15 protein-coding genes are annotated in these 19,804 nt (G+C 69.1%); 9 read left to right on the top strand and 6 right to left on the bottom strand.

What is annotated here, in order from left to right:
• Nucleotides 1–28: 28 nt before the first annotated feature.
• Nucleotides 29–1,213 (top strand): M20 family metallopeptidase, encoded by a 1,185-nt coding sequence (locus tag G6N47_RS02100; RefSeq protein WP_083129990.1) that lies wholly within the window; start codon nucleotides 29–31, stop codon nucleotides 1,211–1,213.
• Nucleotides 1,210–2,379 (top strand): amidohydrolase, encoded by a 1,170-nt coding sequence (locus tag G6N47_RS02095; RefSeq protein WP_083129989.1) that lies wholly within the window; start codon nucleotides 1,210–1,212, stop codon nucleotides 2,377–2,379. The genes G6N47_RS02100 and G6N47_RS02095 overlap by 4 nt, the downstream gene beginning before the upstream one ends.
• Before the next feature lie 16 nt (nucleotides 2,380–2,395).
• On the opposite strand, the gene G6N47_RS02090 is transcribed toward G6N47_RS02095, so the two are convergent.
• The gene (locus G6N47_RS02090; RefSeq protein WP_083129988.1) at nucleotides 2,396–2,869 is read right to left on the bottom strand and encodes a gamma-glutamylcyclotransferase; all 474 of its coding nucleotides are present in this window, start codon (nucleotides 2,867–2,869) and stop codon (nucleotides 2,396–2,398) included.
• Nucleotides 2,870–2,998: 129 nt separating this feature from the next.
• Between G6N47_RS02090 and G6N47_RS02085 the strand changes: the two genes are divergently transcribed.
• From G6N47_RS02085 to G6N47_RS02060, 6 genes are all read left to right on the top strand, one after another.
• On the top strand, nucleotides 2,999–4,405 hold the full coding sequence (locus tag G6N47_RS02085) for an NAD(P)H-quinone dehydrogenase (protein WP_083129987.1): 1,407 nt from the start codon (nucleotides 2,999–3,001) through the stop codon (nucleotides 4,403–4,405).
• A gap of 52 nt (nucleotides 4,406–4,457) precedes the next feature.
• A complete protein-coding gene (locus tag G6N47_RS02080; protein WP_083129986.1) occupies nucleotides 4,458–6,191 on the top strand; it encodes a glycerol-3-phosphate dehydrogenase/oxidase in 1,734 nt (577 codons plus the stop codon).
• The gene (locus tag G6N47_RS02075; RefSeq protein WP_232080104.1) at nucleotides 6,188–7,069 is read left to right on the top strand and encodes a pseudouridine synthase; all 882 of its coding nucleotides are present in this window, start codon (nucleotides 6,188–6,190) and stop codon (nucleotides 7,067–7,069) included. The genes G6N47_RS02080 and G6N47_RS02075 overlap by 4 nt, the downstream gene beginning before the upstream one ends.
• A gap of 163 nt (nucleotides 7,070–7,232) precedes the next feature.
• A complete protein-coding gene (locus tag G6N47_RS02070) occupies nucleotides 7,233–8,156 on the top strand; it encodes a pseudouridine-5'-phosphate glycosidase (RefSeq protein ID WP_163659524.1) in 924 nt (307 codons plus the stop codon).
• 105 nt (nucleotides 8,157–8,261) lie between these two features.
• Entirely contained in the window at nucleotides 8,262–9,347 is a 1,086-nt protein-coding gene (gene pstS, locus G6N47_RS02065) for a phosphate ABC transporter substrate-binding protein PstS (protein WP_083129983.1), read from the top strand.
• 86 nt (nucleotides 9,348–9,433) lie between these two features.
• On the top strand, nucleotides 9,434–10,471 hold the full coding sequence (locus G6N47_RS02060; RefSeq protein ID WP_083129982.1) for a PPE family protein: 1,038 nt from the start codon (nucleotides 9,434–9,436) through the stop codon (nucleotides 10,469–10,471).
• Between the two features lie 11 nt (nucleotides 10,472–10,482).
• On the opposite strand, the gene G6N47_RS02055 is transcribed toward G6N47_RS02060, so the two are convergent.
• The 5 genes from G6N47_RS02055 to G6N47_RS02035 form a co-directional block, all read right to left on the bottom strand.
• The gene (locus tag G6N47_RS02055) at nucleotides 10,483–10,797 is read right to left on the bottom strand and encodes a DUF732 domain-containing protein (protein ID WP_083129981.1); all 315 of its coding nucleotides are present in this window, start codon (nucleotides 10,795–10,797) and stop codon (nucleotides 10,483–10,485) included.
• 44 nt (nucleotides 10,798–10,841) lie between these two features.
• Complete coding sequence (gene nei2, locus G6N47_RS02050; protein WP_083129980.1) at nucleotides 10,842–11,591, bottom strand: endonuclease VIII Nei2; 750 nt, start codon at nucleotides 11,589–11,591, stop codon at nucleotides 10,842–10,844.
• On the bottom strand, nucleotides 11,591–16,075 hold the full coding sequence (locus G6N47_RS02045; protein ID WP_083129979.1) for an ATP-dependent helicase: 4,485 nt from the start codon (nucleotides 16,073–16,075) through the stop codon (nucleotides 11,591–11,593). Before G6N47_RS02045 ends, nei2 begins: the two co-directional genes overlap by 1 nt.
• A gap of 28 nt (nucleotides 16,076–16,103) precedes the next feature.
• A complete protein-coding gene (locus G6N47_RS02040) occupies nucleotides 16,104–16,766 on the bottom strand; it encodes a TetR/AcrR family transcriptional regulator (RefSeq protein WP_083129978.1) in 663 nt (220 codons plus the stop codon).
• A gap of 76 nt (nucleotides 16,767–16,842) precedes the next feature.
• On the bottom strand, nucleotides 16,843–17,499 hold the full coding sequence (locus tag G6N47_RS02035; protein WP_083129977.1) for a TetR/AcrR family transcriptional regulator: 657 nt from the start codon (nucleotides 17,497–17,499) through the stop codon (nucleotides 16,843–16,845).
• Between the two features lie 195 nt (nucleotides 17,500–17,694).
• Here G6N47_RS02035 and G6N47_RS02030 point away from each other — a divergent pair, with 195 nt between their 5' ends.
• Nucleotides 17,695–19,803 (top strand): catalase, encoded by a 2,109-nt coding sequence (locus G6N47_RS02030; protein WP_083129976.1) that lies wholly within the window; start codon nucleotides 17,695–17,697, stop codon nucleotides 19,801–19,803.
• Nucleotide 19,804 lies beyond the last annotated feature (1 nt).

The raw sequence follows: 19,804 nt of genomic DNA, 5'->3' as shown, positions 1-19,804 counted from the left end.
GCAGCCTAACCGGTGAGATACTGCGAGAATGCCCACAGCCACCGCATTGGATGCCGTCGAGAATGCGGTGCGGCGCCGTGGCAGCGACCTGGTCGCGTTGTCCCACGCAATCCACGCCGAACCTGAGCTGGCGTTCGACGAGCACCGCAGCTGCGCCAAGACGCAGGCGCTGGTCGCCGAGCGTGGCTTCGAGATCACCGCCGCCGCCGGTGGTTTGGGCACCGCGTTTCGCGCCGACTTCGGCAGCGGCCCGCTGGTTATCGGCGTGTGCGCCGAGTATGACGCGCTGCCCGAGATCGGACACGCCTGCGGCCACAACATCATCGCCGCGTCGGCGGTCGGCACCGCGCTGGCGTTGGCCGAGGTCGCCGACGAGCTCGGGCTGACCGTCGCGCTGATCGGCACCCCCGCCGAGGAGTCCGGCGGCGGAAAAGTCTTGCTGCTCAACGCCGGAGTGTTCGACGACGTCGCGGCCGCGGTGATGATCCATCCCGGGCCGCTGGACATTGCGGCCGCCCGCTCGCTGGCGCTGGCGGGAATCCGGGTGAGCTACACCGGCCGGGAGGCACACGCGTCGGCCGCGCCGTTTCTCGGGGTCAACGCCGCCGACGCGGCCACCGTCGCGCAGGTGGCCATCGGGTTGCTACGCCAGCAGCTGGTGCCGGGCCAGCAGGTGCACGGCATCGTCACCGACGGCGGGCAGGCCAGCAACGTGATCCCGGCGCACACCGAACTGCAGTACGCGCTGCGCGCCCCCGACTCGTCGCTGCTGGGCGATCTGGAAGCGCGGGTGGGCGACTGCTTCCTGGCCGGCGCGGTGGCCACCGGCTGCGACTACGACGTCGGCCACTTCGAGCCGACGTACGAGGCGCTCAAGCCCGACCCGTGGCTGGCCGGGACCGTGCGCGACGAGATGGCCCGGCTGGGGCGCACCCCGGTTGACGAACAGCTCGAGGCGGCGCTTCCGGTGGGCAGCACCGACATGGGCAACGTCACCCAGCTGCTGCCCGGAATCCATCCGCTGGTCGCCGTCGACGCCGACGGCGCGGTACTGCACCAGCCCGCCTTCACCGCGGCCGCGGTCGGGCCCAGTGCGGATCAGGCCGTGGTCGACGGCGCAATCATGTTGGCGCGCACGGTCGTTCACCTGGCCGAGTCGCCGGAGCAACGCGACCGGGTGCTCGCGGCGCGTGAGTTGCGGGCGGCGTCATGAGCCTGATCGATGCCGCCGAGTCCTGGCTGGCCGCCCACCACGACGACCTGGTCGAGTGGCGCCGGCATATCCACCGCTACCCGGAGCTGGGTCGCCAGGAGTTCGCGACTACGCAGTTTGTCGCCGAGCGATTGGCCGATGCCGGCCTCAACCCCAAGGTGCTGCCCGGCGGGACGGGGTTGACTTGTGATTTCGGTCCCGAACACGAGCCGCGGATTGCGTTGCGGGCCGACATGGACGCGCTGCCGATGGCCGAGCGGACCGGCGCGCCGTACGAGTCGACGATGCCGAATGTCGCCCACGCGTGCGGGCACGACGCGCACACTGCGATCCTGCTGGGCACCGCGCTGTCGCTGGCGTCGGTGCCCGAGCTGCCGGTCGGCGTGCGGCTGATCTTCCAGGCCGCCGAGGAGCTGATGCCCGGCGGTGCGATCGACGCGATCGCCGCGGGCGCGCTGGCCGGGGTGACCCGGATCTTCGCGCTGCACTGCGACCCGCGGCTGGCGGTCGGGCGGGTCGCGGTCAAACCCGGCCCCATCACGTCGGCGGCCGACCGGCTCGAGATCACCCTGCATTCGCCCGGCGGGCACACCTCGCGGCCGCACCTGACCGCCGACCTGGTCTACGGCATCGGCACGCTGATCACCGGCGTGCCCGGTGTGTTGTCGCGGCGCATCGACCCGCGCAAGAGCACGGTGCTGGTGTGGGGCGCGGTCAATGCCGGCGTGGCCGCCAACGCCATCCCGCAGACCGGCGTGCTGGCCGGCACCGTGCGCACCGCCAGCCGGGAAACCTGGCAGAGCTTGGAAGGAATCATCCGCGAGGCCGTGTCCTCGCTGCTGGCGCCGCTCGGTGTCGAGTACACGCTGGCCTACCACCGCGGGGTTCCGCCGGTGGTCAACGAGGAGGTGTCGACGCGGATCCTGGCGCACGCCATCGAGGCCGTCGGCCCCGACGTGCTCGCTGACACCCGGCAGTCCGGCGGCGGCGAGGACTTCTCCTGGTATCTGGAGGAGGTCCCCGGCGCGATGGCCCGGCTTGGCGTGTGGTCAGGTCACGGGCCGCAGCTGGACCTGCACCAGCCGACGTTCGACCTCGACGAGCGGGCCCTGGCGATCGGGGTGCGGGTGATGGTCAACATCGTCGAGCAGGCCGGTTCCCTTTAGGGTCTGCGGCAAGGGGTTAGGTGCCGGGGCCGATGTTGCGGGCCGGGCGGGTACGCAGGTCGTGCACGTATTCTTCTGGCGCGCCGGCGATTTCGGCGGCGTCGGCCATCACGCCCAGGTAGTGCGCCGACGGCAGGCCGCCTTCCCACGCGTCCACCACATACAGCCATGCGAGCACCGGATCGGTTGTGGTGTCCGACGACAATCGCTCCACCCGGCACCGGATCTTCTTGTGGATTCCCAGCTCAGACCCTTCCCAGCGGTCGAGGTTCTTCTCGTCGGCCGGCGTGACGTCATAGAGCACGACGAACACCTTCGAGTTCGGGTCTTCGACGACGGTGGCCAGCGCGCCTTCCCAGCCGATGTCCTCGCCGCCGAACGTCAGCCGCCAGCCGTGCAACCAGCCGGTGCCGGCCATCGGCGAGTGTGGTGCCCGCTGCAGCATCTGCTCGGGATGCATGTTCGACCCGTACGCGGCGTAGAGCGGCACGGGGAAAGCTTAAACGCCACGCCAGGCTAAATTATCGCGCGCCGACCCGTCCCCCTCGCCGCTGCGCGGCTGGGGGCGCCCCCAGCGCCCGGCTCCGCCGCGCTTGCGATCGCCGCTAGGTTAGGGATCGTGGCGACCCGCATCGTGATCATCGGGGGAGGACCGGCCGGCTACGAGGCGGCGCTGGTGGCCGCCGCGCGCGATGCTCAGGTCACCGTCGTCGACTCCGACGGCATCGGCGGCGCGGCCGTGCTGGCCGACTGCGTGCCGTCCAAGACGTTCATCGCCTCGACCGGGCTGCGCACCGAGTTGCGCCGCGCCGCCCGCCTCGGGTTCGACATCGACATCGACGACGCCAAGATCTCGCTGCCGGAAATCCACCAGCGGGTCAAGACGCTGGCCGCCGAGCAGTCCGCCGACATCACCGCGCAGCTGCTGTCCATGGGCGTCGAGGTGATCGCGGGCAGGGGCGAGCTGGTCGACACCAGCCCCGGCCTGGCCCGGCACTGCATCAAGGTCACCGCCGACGACGGCGCCACCACCGAGCTCGACGCCGACGTGGTGCTGATCGCGACCGGCGCCAGCCCGCGGATCCTGCCGTCGGCGCAGCCCGACGACGAGCGCATCCTGACCTGGCGGCAGCTCTACGACCTCGACTCGCTGCCCGATCACCTGATCGTGGTCGGCTCCGGGGTGACCGGCGCCGAGTTCGTCAACGCCTACACCGAACTCGGTGTCGAGGTGACCGTGGTGGCCAGCCGGGACCGGGTGCTGCCCTACGAAGACGCCGACGCCGCGCTGGTGCTGGAGGAGTCGTTCGCCGAACGCGGCGTCAAGCTGGTCAAGAATGCCCGCGCCGACTCGGTCACCCGCACCGAGGGCGGGGTGCTGGTGACCATGACCGACGGCCGCACAGTCGAGGGCAGCCATGCCCTGATGACGATCGGGTCGACGCCCAACACCGCCGGCCTCGGCCTGGAGCGGGTCGGCATCGAGCTCGGCCGCGGCAACTATCTGACCGTCGACCGGGTGTCACGCACATCGGTGCCCGGCATCTACGCGGCCGGCGACTGCACGGGTTTGCTGCCGCTGGCATCGGTCGCGGCGATGCAGGGCCGGATCGCGATGTGGCACGCGCTGGGGGAGGCCGTCACACCGATCCGGCTGCGCACGGTCGCCGCCGCGGTGTTCACCCGGCCGGAGATTGCCGCGGTCGGGGTGCCGCAATCGGCCATCGACAACGGATCGGTGCTGGCCCGCACGATCATGCTGCCGCTGCGCACCAACGCGCGGGCCAAGATGTCGGAGCTGCGGCACGGTTTCGTCAAGCTGTTCTGCCGGCAGGCCACCGGCGTGGTGATCGGCGGCGTGGTGGTCGCGCCGATCGCCTCGGAGCTGATCCTGCCGATCGCCGTGGCCGTGCAGAACCGCATCACCGTCAACCAGTTGGCGCGCACGCTGGTGGTCTATCCGTCGCTGTCGGGTTCGATCACCGAGGCGGCCCGGCGGTTGATGGCGCACGACGATCTGGACTAGCTGCCGGTAGCCTTAGGCCAGTGCTACCGACGAGTAACAGGAGTCCTGCGCCGTGAGCGATCGGTTCTGGCCGGCTTCATCGCTGGGGCCGGCGCAACGCGCCTCCGCCTGGGAGCGACTCGGCGCCGAGCAATTCGACGTCGTGGTCATCGGCGGTGGCGTGGTGGGTTCCGGCTGCGCGCTGGATGCCGCCACCCGCGGGCTCAAGGTCGCGATGGTCGAGGCCCGCGACTACGCCTCGGGCACCTCGAGTCGCTCGTCGAAGATGTTTCACGGCGGGCTGCGCTATCTCGAGCAGCTGGAGTTCGGTCTTGTCCGCGAGGCGCTCTACGAGCGCGAGCTGTCGTTGACGACGCTGGCGCCGCATCTGGTCAAGCCGCTGCCGTTTTTGTATCCGTTGACCAAGCGGTGGTGGGAGCGCCCCTACGTGGCGGCCGGCATCTTCCTCTACGACCAGCTTGGCGGCGCGAAATCCGTTCCGGCGCAAAAGCATTTAACACGCGCAGGCGCTTTGCGGCTGTGCCCCGGGCTGCGGCGCAGCTCGCTGATCGGCGGGATCCGCTACTACGACACCGTGGTCGACGACGCCCGCCACACCATGACCGTGGCGCGCACCGCCGCGCATTACGGCGCGGTGGTGCGTTCGTCGACTCAGGTGATCGCGTTGCTGCGCGACGGAGACCGGGTGACCGGGGTGCGGGTGCGTGACTCCGAGGACGGCGCGGTCACCGACGTGCGCGGTCATGTGGTGGTCAACGCGACCGGGGTGTGGACCGACGAGATTCAGGCATTGTCCAAGCAGCGCGGGCGATTTCAGGTCCGCGCCTCCAAGGGCGTGCACGTCGTGGTGCCCCGCGACCGCATCGTCAGCGACGTCGCGATCATCCTGCGCACCGAGCGCTCGGTGATGTTCGTCATCCCGTGGGGCAGCCACTGGATCATCGGCACCACCGACACGGACTGGAATCTCGACCTGGCCCACCCGGCGGCCACCAAGGCCGACATCGACTACATCCTCGGCACGGTCAACACGGTGCTGACCACCCCGTTGACCCACGCCGACATCGACGGCGTGTACGCCGGGCTGCGGCCGTTGTTGGCCGGGGAGAGCGACGACACCTCGAAGCTGTCCCGCGAGCACGCGGTGGCCGTGCCCGCTCCCGGTCTGGTCGCCATCGCCGGCGGCAAGTACACCACGTACCGGGTGATGGCGGCCGACGCGATTGACGCTGCGGCGCAATATGTTCCGGCCCGGGTGGCGCCGTCGATCACCGAGAAGGTGCGGCTGCTGGGCGCCGACGGCTACTTCGCGCTGGTCAATCAGGCCGAGCATGTCGGCGATCTGCACGGCCTGCACCCCTATCGGGTGCGCCACCTGCTGGACCGCTACGGCTCGCTGATCGGCGAGGTGCTGACGATGGCGGATGGCCGTCCGGACCTGCTGAACCCGATCGCTGCGGCGCCGGTGTACCTGCGGGTCGAGGCCGCATACGCCGCTGCCGCCGAAGGTGGGCTGCACCTCGAGGACATCCTGGCCCGCCGGATGCGGATCTCCATCGAATACCCGCATCGGGGCGTCGACTGCGCGCGTGAGGTGGCCGAGGTCGTCGCGCCGATTCTGGGCTGGACGTCCGCCGACATCGACCGGGAGGTCGAGACCTACACCGCGCGGGTGGAAGCGGAGATACTCTCGCAGGCCCAGCCCGACGACGCGTCGGCCGACGCGCTGCGGGCCGCCGCTCCCGAGGCCCGCGCCGAAATCCTCGAGCCGGTGCCCTTAACGTGAGACCGGCACCATTGCCGGTGCGCGACGGGCTGGGGCCGGCGCGGGTGCGGTTACGCGGCGGACCCGTATTGGCAGAGCTGAATTCCCGGTTCGGCGTGCGGCCACGGGAGGTCGTCGACGCCGACGGCACCCCGGTCGACGAGACGACGGCGCTGCCCGCGGGTTCGTTCGTCTACCTGTACCGCGAACTGCGTGAGGAAGTTCCGGTCCCTTTTGATATTCCGGTGCTTCACCGCGACGACGACATCGTGGTCGTCGACAAGCCCCATTTTCTGGCCACCATGCCGCGCGGCCGGCACGTCGCGCAGACGGCGCTGGTGCGGTTGCGCCGCGAACTCGAGCTGCCAGAGCTGTCACCAGTTCACCGGCTGGACCGGTTGACCGCTGGCGTGCTGCTGTTCACCACCCGCCGTGAGCTGCGCGGCGCTTACCAGACGCTGTTCGCCCGCCGCGCGGTGCGCAAGACGTATCTGGCCCGGTCGGCCGGGGTAGCTTCGGTCACGCTGCCGCTGACGGTGCGCAGCCGAATCGTCAAGCGCCGCGGCTGTTTACAGGCGGTCGAGGAAGCCGGCGTGCCCAACGCCGAAACATTGGTCGAGCCGCTCGGTGACGGCCTGTACCGGCTGACACCGAAAACCGGGCGCACACATCAGCTGCGGGTGCACATGGCGTCGCTGGGTGTGCCGATTATCGGAGACCCGCTGTATCCCAAGGTCATTGACGTCGCGCCCGACGACTTCAGCCGACCGTTACAGCTGCTGGCACACACGCTCGAATTCGACGACCCGATCACGGGTACTTGCCGTCGGTTCGTCAGCAGCGCTCGAGACCTCGCTGCAGGATCCGCGGCGGTGCAGAATTCCGCGTCGCTGCGCTAGCCGTCCGGTGTGCGTCGTCGCGTACCGGCCTGCGGGCGACGCCGTGCGCCATGGCGTGCGCGACGGTGCGCAATGTGCCCGTGAAGCTGACGCGGTTCTGCAGAGTTAACACGCGCATGTGCAACAGCCGCCGCGCAGGTTCTATTCCCGCAAGATGGACGGCATGAGATCGGATGCCGGCCTCCAGGGTGTGCTGCGGGTGGCCGTTGAGGTTGCCGACGCGCTGTCGTCGGGTCGTCCTGTCGTTGCGCTGGAGACCACGCTGGTCTCGCACGGCTTCTCGGATGGACGCGGCCTGGTGGCCGCGCAGCAGGCCGAGCAGCGAGTTCGCGCCGCCGGGGCGGTGCCGTGCACCGTCGGCATTGCGGACGGACAGGTCCGGGCCGGCCTGAGCGCCGCCGAGCTTCAGCGCTTCGCCGAGGCCGGGACGGCGGCACGCAAGGCGGGCGCCCGCGACCTCGCGGCGTGTGTGGCCCAGGGCGTGCTGGGCGCCACCACAGTCGGCGGCACCCTGGCCATCTGCCGCGTCCTCGGTGTCCGGTTCATGGGCACCGGCGGCATCGGCGGCGTGCATCGCGGCTTCGCCGACAGCCTCGACATCTCCAGTGACCTGGTAGAGCTGGCCCGCACGCCGACCATGGTGGTGTCGTCGGGTGCCAAGGCCATCCTCGACGTCCCCGCGACGGCCGAGCTGCTCGAGACGCTCAGCGTGCCGGTGCTGGGTTGGCGCACTGACACTCTTCCGGTTTTCTACCGCGGCGCGGGCGGCCCACCTGTGGCTGCACGCGTCGACGGTGTCGTCGACGCCGCGCGAATCGCCGCCCTTCACTGGAAGCTGGGCTGCCCGTCCGGGCTGCTGCTGGGGCGGCCGCCGCAGCCCGAACTGGACATCGAGCCCGTACTCGCCGAGGCGGTCGGCCGCGTCGCGCGGGCCGGGGTGACCGGTCAGGCGGTGACACCGGCCGTCTTGGCGCTGGTCGAAGAGCTGACCGGTGGACGCAGCGTCGCGGTCAACCAGCAGCTGATCGCCGACAACGCTGCGCTGGCGGCCGAGGTGGCCGTTGCCTACGCGCTGTCGAGACAGTAGCCAGGTCACAAACAGTGGCTGAATCTTGAGTACGGCGATGCCCAGCGATGGGCGGTCTTACTACCATCGCTCTCGGCCCGTCGCCTAGATCGCCGAAGGAATTCTTTGAGAGTCAATCGTTTTGGTGTCGCAATGTGCGTGTTGGCCACCGGTGCGGCGATGGTGTCGGCATGCGGCGGTGACAACCATGCGGCCGAAGGGAAATTGGGCTGCGGCGGCAAGCCGACTCTGAAGGCCAGTGGGTCCAGCGCCCAGGAAAACGCAATGACAACGTTTGTCGCGGCTTTCGAACGGTCCTGTCCGGGGCAGTCGCTGACATACACGGCCACCGGGTCCGGCGTCGGGATCAGCGAATTTCTAAGCGGCCAAACGGATTTCGGTGGCTCCGACTCGCCGCTGAGCAAAGGCGAATACACCAAGGCGCAGCAGCGGTGCGGCTCGCCGGCGTGGAACCTGCCGATGGTGTTCGGCCCCATCGCCATCGCGTACAACGTCAACGGCTTGCCTTCGTTGAACCTCGACGGTCCGACGGCGGCCCAGATCTTCAACGGTCAAATTACAACCTGGAACGACGCCGCAATCCAGATGCTCAACTTGGGAGTCGCGTTGCCGGCAGAACCTATCCGGGTCGTGTTCCGCAGCGACGAGTCCGGCACCACGGATAACTTCCAGAGGTATCTCGACACGGCGTCCAACGGCACCTGGGGTAACGGAGCCGGAAAGAAGTTCAACGGCGGTGTGGGCGAGGGCGCCGTCGGCAGCGACGGCGCCGCCGCGGCCGTCAAAGGCACTGAAGGGTCGATCACCTACATCGAATGGTCGTTCGCCCAGGCTCAGCACCTCAACGTGGCCAAGGTCGTCACGTCGGCCGGTCCTGAGCCGGTAGCGATCAGCCCGGAGTCGGTGGGAAAGACGATCTCAGCAGCCTGGTTCGTCAAGGAGGGCAACGACTTAGCGCTCGACACGATTTCGTTCTACCGGCCAAACCAGCCAGGCTCGTATCCCGTCGTGCAGGCGACCTACGAGATCGTCTGCTCACGGTATTCGGATCCGGCGGCGGGTACGGCAGTCAAGGCGTTCCTGCATAGCGCGCTGGGCCCCGGCCAGAATGATCTGGCAGGCAAGGGATATATCCCGATTCCCGAAGAGTTCAAGCCGCGATTGTCGACGGCGGTCAACGCTGTCTCGTGATCCGGCGCGCAATGTTCCAGGGTTCTTTTCACTCTCGTCAACGCGATGTTCCGAAAGTTTTTCCACGGTAGCTGAAGTTTTGCGTCATGGAGTTCCTGACGGCGCCCCCGGAAGTCACGTCCGCGCTGATCCACTCCGGGCCGGGTGCGCAGTCGCTGGTCGAGGCCTCCACAGCGTGGCAGCGCCTTGGCGCCCACCTGGAAGATTCGGCCGAGAACTACGCTGCCGCAGTGTCGTCACTGACTTCGGCGTGGCACGGCCCGTCCGCGACAGCGATGGTCGGAGCTGTCGAGCCCTACCTGTCCTGGCTTCGCACCACCGCGCAGCAGTGTCAGCAATTGGCCGTTTCGGCGCAGGCCGCGGCGACGGCATACAACTCTGTTCGCGCGGCCGTCGTTCCCACCGCACAGGTCAGTGCCAACAGGACGCGCCTGGCGGAGTTGTTGGCTACCAACAGGTTCGGGACCAACCTTCCGGCTATCGCCGAAACCGAAGACCAGTACCAGGTGATGTGGGCGAACAACTCGACGGCGATCGGTCGCTATCAGGCCGCTTCGGCACAAGCCACCGCGTTGCCGCAATTCGCATCGCCGCCCTCTATTACCGCGGCGTCGGCCACCGACTTCGACCCCAACAGCGGCTGGTTCGGGCTGGCGAATACCTATGCCAATCAGTTCATCTCGTCCGGATTTCCCATCAACCTGCTCAGCTACCTGGCGCAGAACACGTCGGCCCAGGCGCTGCAGGGCATGGGCAGTGAGATCGGCCAGGGCCTCGCGGAGGGCGAGGCCGCTCTGGTGCCATCGCTGGGTTCGTTGGGCGCCGCCGGACTCTCAGCGGAGCCCACGGCGGCGATCGGTGTCGGAGTGTCGATGGGCAAGCTGACTGCACCGCCCGCTGTGGTGGGGCTGTTGCCGGCCTCCCAAGCGCCGGTGCAACTGGCGTCAGCAGCGTCACCGCTTCCCGCAGGCGAATCCGGGTTGCCCATGCTGCCGCCGATCATGCCGCCGCCGGTGTCGGCGGGCAGTGGCTGGCGCAAGCGCAAACAGCAGAAGTACGACGATCTCGAATACGGCTTGGAGCTCAAGGGCACGGTGATCCATCGACCGCCGTCGGCGGGGTGAGCGGCTCAGCGCTACCCGGCATGCCTCGGGCAGAACGCTCCGACGCTGGCGCCGACGAAAAACCCGGCGTGGTAGCCGTCGAGATTGCTGTTGTTCATCACGTCGGAGGCGACATCGCTTTTCTGCCTGCCGAGATCGAGTTCATCGCATACCTCGTGACCGGCGATGATCGCGGCTTGCGGTGACGCGAAGTTGATGTCCTTGGACTTCAGCGCCGACAGGAAGTTGACGTCGACGGCGTCGGCATGCGCAGTCGGAGCGGCCAGGCCTCCAAGGCCAACTAGCGCAACCGCGAGGACAAGCCGCGCGGACCGTGGCGAACGCACGGGAGGATCATCGCATGCCAGAACCGTGTGGGCGACTTGGTCATTCAGCGTTGGCAGGTTGGACACCAGTAGGCAACCCGCTCGCCGGTCTGGTCGTGGGCGATCGGGGTGTCGCAGCGACGGCAGCCCAGTCCCGCCCGCCCGTACACCCAGAGCTGGCGTCCGGGGCGGGTGTCGCCGGTGGTGCAGCGCGCCCACCGGGAACGATTGGCCCACAACATGTCTCTGGCCCGAGCGACCAGCCGCTGCGGGTTGGCGACGGCGCTGACCGGGGCGGTGGGCCGAAGGCCGGTGACGAAACACAGTTCGTTGCAGTAGACGTTGCCGATGCCTGCCATCACCCGCTGGTCCAGCAGCGTCTCGGCGAGCGGCCGGTGCGGGTCGGCCGTCAGATTGGCCGCCGCGACCTGCGGATCCCAGTCGTCGCCCAACAGGTCGGGGCCCAGATGTGCCACCACGTCCTGGTCGTGTTCCCGGTCGAGGATCTCCAGCACACCGAGATCGATGCCGACAGCCCGAATACCGCCAGCTTCCAGGATGATTCGTGCCCGATGATCGACACGATGGCGACCGACCCGCCAGCTGCCGTCCATCTTCAGATGCGAGTGGATGCTGGCCGGCCCGGCCCGGACGAACAGGTGCTTGCCCCGGCTGAGCACCTCGTCGACCGTTTGCCCGGTCAGGTCGACGGTCGCATACCGCGGCACCCGGATGTCGCAGCGGGTCAGCGTCTTTCCGGCCAGCGCGTCGCGCAGGACGGCGGCAGTGTGCCAGACGGTGTCGCCCTCGGGCATTACCGCAACCGCAACCCGCGGGGTGTGCGCGCGAAACCGGCGGCGGTGAGCGCCCCGTGCACCGGTGAATCCTGCAACTGCAGCACCGGTACGCCGTTGACTCGCTCGACCAGGATCGACTCGGCGCGTCCGGCACCGACCAGATCGGCCAGCGCCGCGGCCGCGGCATTGGCCGCTTCGGGGTCGTCGGTGAAGCTCATCAGCGTCCGGCCGCCGCGTTCCACAAACCAGGCCAACGCACCGTCCACCAACACCACCAGCGCCCCGGCCTTGCGGCCGGGCCGGGCCGCGCCGTCGGTGGGCGGCCAGGGCAGCGCGGCGCCGTACGGGTTGGCCGGATCGGCGGCGGCCAGCGTCACCGCCTGGTAGGCGGGCCGCTGTGGGTCCACACCGTCGAGGTAGCTGCGCAGCCGGTCGACCGTCGAGGCGACGGCGAACTGCGCGCCGCCCAAGGACTCCACGAAGTAGCCCCGCTGGCAGCGGCCGGCGTCCTCGAACGCCGTCAGCACCTTGTACAGCGTGGCGAACCCGCCGGGAACCGCCTCGGCGGCGACCGCGCCCCGGGTCAGCACGCCGTGGCGGCCCAGCAGCAGCTCGGCCTGATAGTGGGCGCGCAGCGTGGAATCCGGCTCGGGTGCCGGCAGCGCCGACCAGCGGCCGGCCACCGTCGCGTCGGTGGCGCGGGTGGCCGCGTGAGCGACGCTGTAGCGGCTCAGCCGGGGCGCGCGGCGATGCCGATGCGCCGGGCTGGACCGCTTGCGGGTGCCCGGGCCGCCGCCGAGCACCGCCCGCACCGGCGCGAACGTGTCACCGGTGACCCAGCCGGCCCAAATCAGTTCCCACAGCGCGGCTTTCAGTTCGCCCTCCGGGATGTCGGTAGCCAATTGGCGGAAGAAGAACGCGCCGCCGCCGGCCAGGGTGTCCAGGATGGCGCGGTGGGCGTCGGTGAAGTCGATCTCGGTCCCGGGCTGAAGAGTCAACGGCGCCGACTCGGCCGCATGGAAAGCGATCCAGCCGTCCGAACCCGAGATCGACCCGGCGCCCGACCAGATCACCTCCCCGGAAGCCAGCAGCTCGTCGAGCATGGCGGGCGAGTAGTCCCGCACCCGCGGCGCCAGCACCAGCCGCTCGATCGCCGACGCAGGCAGCGGCACACCGGCGAGCTGATCGATCACCGTGGCCAGCCCGTCAATGCCCGCATTGTCCGGCGAGCCGACGTGCTGCCAGGCCGGCAGGAACCGCGCGTAGGCGGCCGTGCTGACCGGCTCCACTTGGGCGCGCAGCGCCGCCAGCGAGCGGCGCCGCAAAATCCGCAGCACCTCGACGTCGCACCACTGGTCCCCATCCACGGTGAACTCGCCGCGCACCAGCCGCCCGTCAGCGGCTAGCCGGCCCAGCACGTCGCCGGCCACCCGCAGGCCCAGACCGAACCGCGCGGCCGCCTCGGCGGTGGTGAACGGGCCATGGGTACGCGCGTAGCGGCCGAGCAACTCGCCCAGCGGGTCGGCGACCGCATCGGTGAAGCTCGCGGGCACCCCGACCGGCACCGCCACCCCGACGCCGTCGCGCAGCCGGCCGATGTCCTCGACGGCCACCCACCAGGTCTGTCCGGCGAACGACGCCGTCAGCGCGCGTTTGGCCGCGCGCAGTCCCTCCAGCCAGCCGCCGACATCGGCGCCGCCGGCCCGGGCGGCGACCTCCTCTTGGGTCAGCGGGCCCAACAGCCGCAGCAGGTCGGCGACGGCCTCGGCGTCGCGGGCCACCCGGTCTGCCGACAGGTGCTGCAACTGCCGGGCCGTGGCGGCCACGACCTCCGGGTCGAGCAACTCGCGCAACTCGACCCGGCCCAGCAGCTCGGCCAGCAGCGTGGCATCCAGCGACAGTGCGGCGGCGCGGCGTTCGGCCAGCGGGCTGTCGCCCTCGTACATGAAGGCCCCCACATAGCCGAACAGCAACGAGGCCGCGAACGGCGACGGCGTCGCGGTCTCGGCCTCGGCCACCCGCACCCGGCGCTGGGCGATCCTCCCCATTAGCTCGGCCAGCATCGGCACGTCGTACACGTCCTGCAGACATTCCCGGATGGTCTCCAGCACGATCGGGAAGTCGGGATATTTGCGTGCCACGTCGAGCAATTGCGCCGCGCGCTGCCGTTGGTGCCACAGCGGCGAGCGCTTGCCCGGATGGCGGCGCGGCAGCAGCAGGGCACGTGCCGCGCATTCCCGGAACCGCGACGCAAACAGCGCCGAACCGCCCACCTCTGCGGTGACGATCGGGTCGATCTCGTCGGGGTCGAACACGAAAAGCTCGGCGCCCGGCGGCTCGGCGGCATCGGTGTCGGGCAGGCGCACCACGATGCCGTCGTCGGAGGCGGTGGGTTTCTCGTCGATGCCGTAGCGTTCGGCCAGCCGGCGACTGACCGCCAGCGCCAGCGGGCCGTGAACCCGCAGCCCGTAGGGCGAGTGCAGGATCACCCGCCAGTCGCCCAGCTCGTCGCGAAACCGCTCGACCACCAGGTTGGTGTCGGTGGGCACGACGGTGGTGGCGGCGCGCTGATCCTCCAGCAGCCGACGCAGATTCTCGGTCGCGTAGTCGTTGAAACCCAGTTCTGTGCAACGCTTTTCGAATGACACCCGGTCCAAGCCGGCTAGTTCGCCGGTGAACGCACCGAGCGCGGCGCCCAGCTCGGCGGGACGACCGACGTCGTCGCCGCGCCAGAACGGAAGGCGGGCCGGTTGGCCCGGTGCCGGGATCACCAGCACCCGGTCGTGGGTGATCTCGGTGATCCGCCAGCTGGTGGCCCCCAACGAGATCACGTCGCCGGGCCGCGACTCGTAGACCATCTCCTCGTCGAGTTCCCCGACGCGCGAAGGCTTTTCGGTGGCCAGCCACACGGTGAACAGCCCGCGGTCGGGGATCGAGCCGCCGGAGGTGACCGCCAGCCGCTGTGCGCCCGGCCGCGCCGTCAACGTCCCGGAGTCGCGGTCGTAGACCAGCCGCGGGCGCAGCTCGGCGAACTCGGTGGACGGGTATTTGCCGGCCAGCAGGTCCAGCACCGCCTCGAACGCGCTGCGCGGCAGCGTCGCGAACGGCGCGCTGCGCCGCACGGTGTCGAACCAGCGGTCGGCGTCGAGCGGCTCGAGCGCGGCCGCCGCCACGGTGTGCTGGGCGAGGATGTCCAGCGGATTGGTGGGTACCCGCATTGTCTCGATCTGGCCGTCGAGCATGCGCTGCACGGTGACCGCGCAACCGATCAAATCGGTTCGGTGCTTGGGGAACACCACCCCCCGGGAGATTTCGCCGACCTGGTGCCCGGCCCGGCCGATGCGCTGCAGGCCGCTGGCCACCGACGGCGGCGCCTCCACCTGGATCACCAGGTCGACCGCGCCCATATCGATGCCCAGCTCCAGGCTCGACGTCGCGACCACCGCTTTGAGTCGCCCGCTTTTCAGGTCCTCCTCGACCGCGGCGCGCTGCTCCTTGCTCACCGAGCCGTGGTGGGCGCGCGCCAGGAGGGTCGGCGCGCCGTAGCTTTGACCGCTGCCCAGCAGTTGTGCCGGCGCGCCGCCGGCGACTTGCGGGTTGGGCCCGGCCGTCAACCCGTCGCCCCAGACTTCGGCGTGAATCTCGTTGAGCCGCGCGGTAAGTCGCTCCGCCAGGCGGCGCGAGTTGGCGAACACGATGGTCGAGTTGTGCGCCTCGATCAGATCGACCAGCCGGGCCTCGACGTCGGGCCAGATGGTGTTGTCGGCCAGGTTGGTCATGTCGGGGACCGGAACCTGCACCGACAGCTCGAAGGTCTTGGCGGCCGGCGGAGACACGATGGTCGCCGGGGCCGCACCGGCCAGAAACCGGGCCACCTCCTCGGGCGGGCGCACGGTGGCCGACAGCCCGATCCGCTGGGCCGGCCGCTCGGTCAGCGAGTCCAGCCGCTCCAGCGACAGCGCCAGGTGAGCGCCGCGCTTGTTGCCGGCGATGGCGTGCACCTCGTCGACGATCACCGTCTGCACGCCGGCCAGGGTTTGCCGCGCCGCCGACGTCAGCATCAAAAACAGCGACTCGGGGGTGGTGATCAGGACGTCGGGCGGCGTGCTGACGAGCTGGCGACGGCGCGCAGGCGGAGTGTCGCCCGATCGCAGCCCGATGCTGATCTGCGGGACCGGCAGCCCCCGTCGCTCGGCCACCCGGGTCATGCCGGCCAGCGGGGCGCGCAGGTTGCGCTCGACGTCGACGGCCAGCGCCTTCAGCGGCGACACGTAGAGCACCCGGGTACCCGGCCCGCGGTCGGCGGACCCGGCCAACTGGTCGATGGCCCACAGGAACGCGGCCAGCGTCTTGCCGGAGCCCGTCGGCGCGATCACCAAGGTGTGGTGGCCGTCGGCGATGGCCGCCCAGGCCTCGGCCTGCGCGGGCGTCGGCGCCGCGAAGGTCCCGGCGAACCAGTCGCGGGTGACGGCGCTGAACCGTGCGAGCGGATCCGAGCTCATCTGACCATGGTGCCAACAGGCACCGACATCACCGTCGCTCCGGCGCGACCGCCGCGGCCAGCTCGGCGGGAATGTCGGGGACCCGGCCGATCGCATCCAGCAGCGCATGCGCGCAGGTGTCGCCGAGGTAGTTCGCGTCGATCGACGGGTCCATGATCCGCTGCCGGCACATCTCGAAGGTGAACGACAGCCAGCCGAACACCGCCGCCCGCAGGTCACGCTCGACCGCCGGCGCAAATCCGTTGCTGAGCCCTCCCGGCACCAGCGCGGAGGCAGCACCCATGATGCGCTGCATCTGGCGGTTCTTGGCCTCGTCGTCGATTTCGACCAGAACCGGGTCGTAGCGGCCGGCCCGCACATACACCGCCCAGGCCGCGTGCGGATGGTTCTGGTGGTAGTCCACGTACGCCAGCACACCGGCGCGCACCCGCTCGAACAGCGTGCCCCCCGGGTCTGGCGGATTCTCGGTCGCGGCGTACAGCTGCTCGGCCTCGTGCTTGACGACGGCCGCGAAAAACGCGCGCTTGTCGGGGAAGTAGTGATACATCAAGGCGCGGGACACCCCGGCGCGTTCGGCGATCTCGTCGATGCGGACGTCGTCGTAGGGGCGCTCGCCGAAGGCCTGCGACCCCAGCGCCAGCAACTCCGAGCGCCGGTCATCCGGGGACAACCGACGCCTGCGCCCTGCCATATTGCGATGCTACGTCGAAGCTGTTGAACGTTTGCCGAATTAGCGTGGCCTCAACTGGCAAACCTCGGGCGGGCACTCAGCGCTGGTCGGGCGCCACCGCTTTGGCGAGCCGCTCGGGGATCCCGGGCACGCGGGCGACCGCGTCGAGCAACGCATGCGCGCAGGCGTCGGCGAGGTGGCCGGCGTCGGTGGACGGGTGGATGATCCGCTGCCGGCACACCTCGAAGGTGAGGGCCAACCAGCCGTGGACCATGACCCGCAAATCCCGCTCGACGTCCGGTTCGAGCTTGTGGTCCGGGCCCTCCACCTCGAGGATGCGCCGCATGATGTGCTCCATCTGGCGATCCTTGGCCTCGTCGTCGATGCCGAGCAGCACCGGGTCGGAACGACCGAGCCCGACATAGGCGGCCCAGGCCGCGTGCGGATGCTCCTGGTGGTACTGCATGTAGGCCAGCACGCCGGTCCGCACCTCCTCGAACAGCGACTGGCCGGGCGACGGCAGGTTATGGCTGGTCTCGAACAGCTGATCGGCCTGCGCCTTGACCACCGCGGCGAAGAATGCCCGCTTGTCCGGGAAGTAGTGGTACATCAGCGCGCGCGAGACCCCCGCGCGTTCGGCGATCTCGTCGATGCGGACCTCGTCGTAAGGTCGCTGACCGAAGACCTCCGCGCCAAGCGCCAGCAACTCTGATCGCCGGTCGTCAGGAGATAACCGGCGCCTAGGCGTTCGCATGCGCTCGATGGTACTTCCACACCGATTTCGCTGGCTTCAGATAGTCGCCAAGGTTCAGCCCGTTTGCTCGGGTTACGTGTCCGTCAATAACGCGGTCCCGGCGAGCAAACCCGGCCGCGGCGGTGAGCATGCGCCGTTTGCCTAAGGCCCACTTGGGTACTCAGGCCTGGGATTCCTATTCCGGGAAGGGACGCAATGGCTGACAAGAACGCAAATCCGAAGCAGCAGCAGCTCGACGACTACCGCGTCGAACGGGACACCGGCTACCTGACGACACAGCAAGGTGTTCGGGTCGACCACACCGACGACGCGCTGAGCATCGGCGAGCGCGGGCCCACCCTGCTGGAGGATTTCCACGCCCGGGAAAAGATCACCCACTTCGACCACGAGCGCATCCCCGAACGCGTGGTGCACGCCCGCGGTGCCGGCGCTTACGGCTATTTCGAGCCGTACGACGACTCGCTTGCCGACTACACCGTCGCGAAATTCCTGACGACGCCCGGTAAGCAGACGCCGGTGTTCGTGCGGTTCTCGACGGTGGCGGGCTCGCGCGGATCCGCGGACACGGTGCGCGACGTGCGGGGTTTCGCCACCAAGTTCTACACCGACCAGGGCAACTACGACCTCGTCGGCAACAACTTTCCGGTGTTCTTCATCCAGGACGGGATCAAGTTCCCCGACTTCGTGCACGCCGTCAAACCCGAGCCGCACAACGAGATTCCGCAGGCCCAGTCCGCGCACGACACGCTGTGGGACTTCGTGTCGCTGCAGCCGGAAACGCTGCACACCATCATGTGGCTGATGTCGGATCGGTCGTTGCCGCGCAGCTACCGGATGATGCAGGGCTTCGGCGTACACACCTTCCGTCTGGTCAACGCCAAAGGCGAAGGCACGTTTGTGAAATTCCACTGGAAGCCGCGCCTCGGTGTGCACTCCCTGGTCTGGGACGAATGCCAGAAGGTTGCCGGCAAGGACCCCGACTTCAACCGCCGCGACCTGTGGGATTCCATCGAGGCCGGCCAGTACCCCGAATGGGAGTTGGGTGTGCAGTTGGTACCGGAAAGTGACGAGTTCAACTTCGACTTCGACCTGCTCGACGCCACGAAAATCATTCCGGAAGAACAGGTTCCGGTCCGACCGGTGGGCAAGATGGTGCTCAACCGCAACCCGGACAACTTCTTCGCCGAAACCGAGCAGGTGGCGTTCCACACCGCCAACGTGGTTCCCGGCATCGACTTCACCAACGACCCGCTGTTGCAGTTCCGCAATTTCTCCTACCTGGACACCCAGTTGATCCGCCTGGGCGGGCCGAACTTCGCTCAGTTGCCTGTCAACCGGCCGGTGGCCGAGGTGCGCACCAACCAGCACGACGGCTACGGCCAAATCGCCATTCCGAAAGGCAAGTCGAGCTACTACAAGAACTCGCTGGGCGGCGGCTGCCCGGCACTGGCGGACGAGGATGTGTTCCGCCATTACACCCAGAAGGTGGACGGGCACAAGATTCGCCAGCGCGCCAAGAGTTTTCAGGATTACTACAGTCAGGCCCGGATGTTCTGGAAGAGCATGTCGCCGGTCGAGGCCAAACACATCGTGGCCGCCTACGCGTTCGAGCTCGGCCACGTGGAAACCGTCGAGATCCGGGCGCGGGTGGTCGAACAGCTGAACATGGTTGACCACGACCTGGCCGCGCAGGTCGCGGGACAACTCGGGCTGCCGGTGCCCGACGAAGCGCCCGTCGACGACAAAATGCCTGCCTCGCCGGCGCTTTCGCAACTCAACACCGCCACCGACAGCATCGAGAGCCGCAAGATCGCGGTGCTGGCCGCCGACGGAGTGGACGTGGCGGGCACGGACCGGCTCATCCGGGCGATGCGGCAGCGCGGCGCCATCCCGGAGGTGCTGGCTCCGGTCGGCGGCGGCAGCCTGTCGGGCGGCTCGGGCGGTGAGATTGCCGTCGACCGCGCCATCAACAGCGTGGCGTCGGTGCTCTACGACGCGGTGGTGGTGCCGTGCGGGCCGGACGCCATCAAGGCACTCGCCGCGGACGGCGACGCCATGCATTTCGTCACCGAGGCGTACAAGCACCTCAAGCCGGTCGGCGCCTTCGGCGCCGGAGTCGAGTTACTGCCGAAAGCCGGGATCGCCGAGCAGACCGCCGAGAACGCGAAAGTTGTTGACTCCCATGGCGTTGTGACGACGACAGCAGCCGCGGACGACCTTTCCGACGACTTCTTCGCGGCGTTCGCGGCCGCGCTTGCCAAGCACCGTGCCTGGGACCGCGAAACCGATTCGGTGCCGGCCTGAT

Origin of the sequence: Mycobacterium branderi (assembly GCF_010728725.1) — a bacterium.
GTDB classification, from domain to species: domain Bacteria; phylum Actinomycetota; class Actinomycetes; order Mycobacteriales; family Mycobacteriaceae; genus Mycobacterium; species Mycobacterium branderi.
Note: the sequence above shows the minus strand (reverse complement) of the source record. Positions and strands in the feature narration are given on the sequence as shown.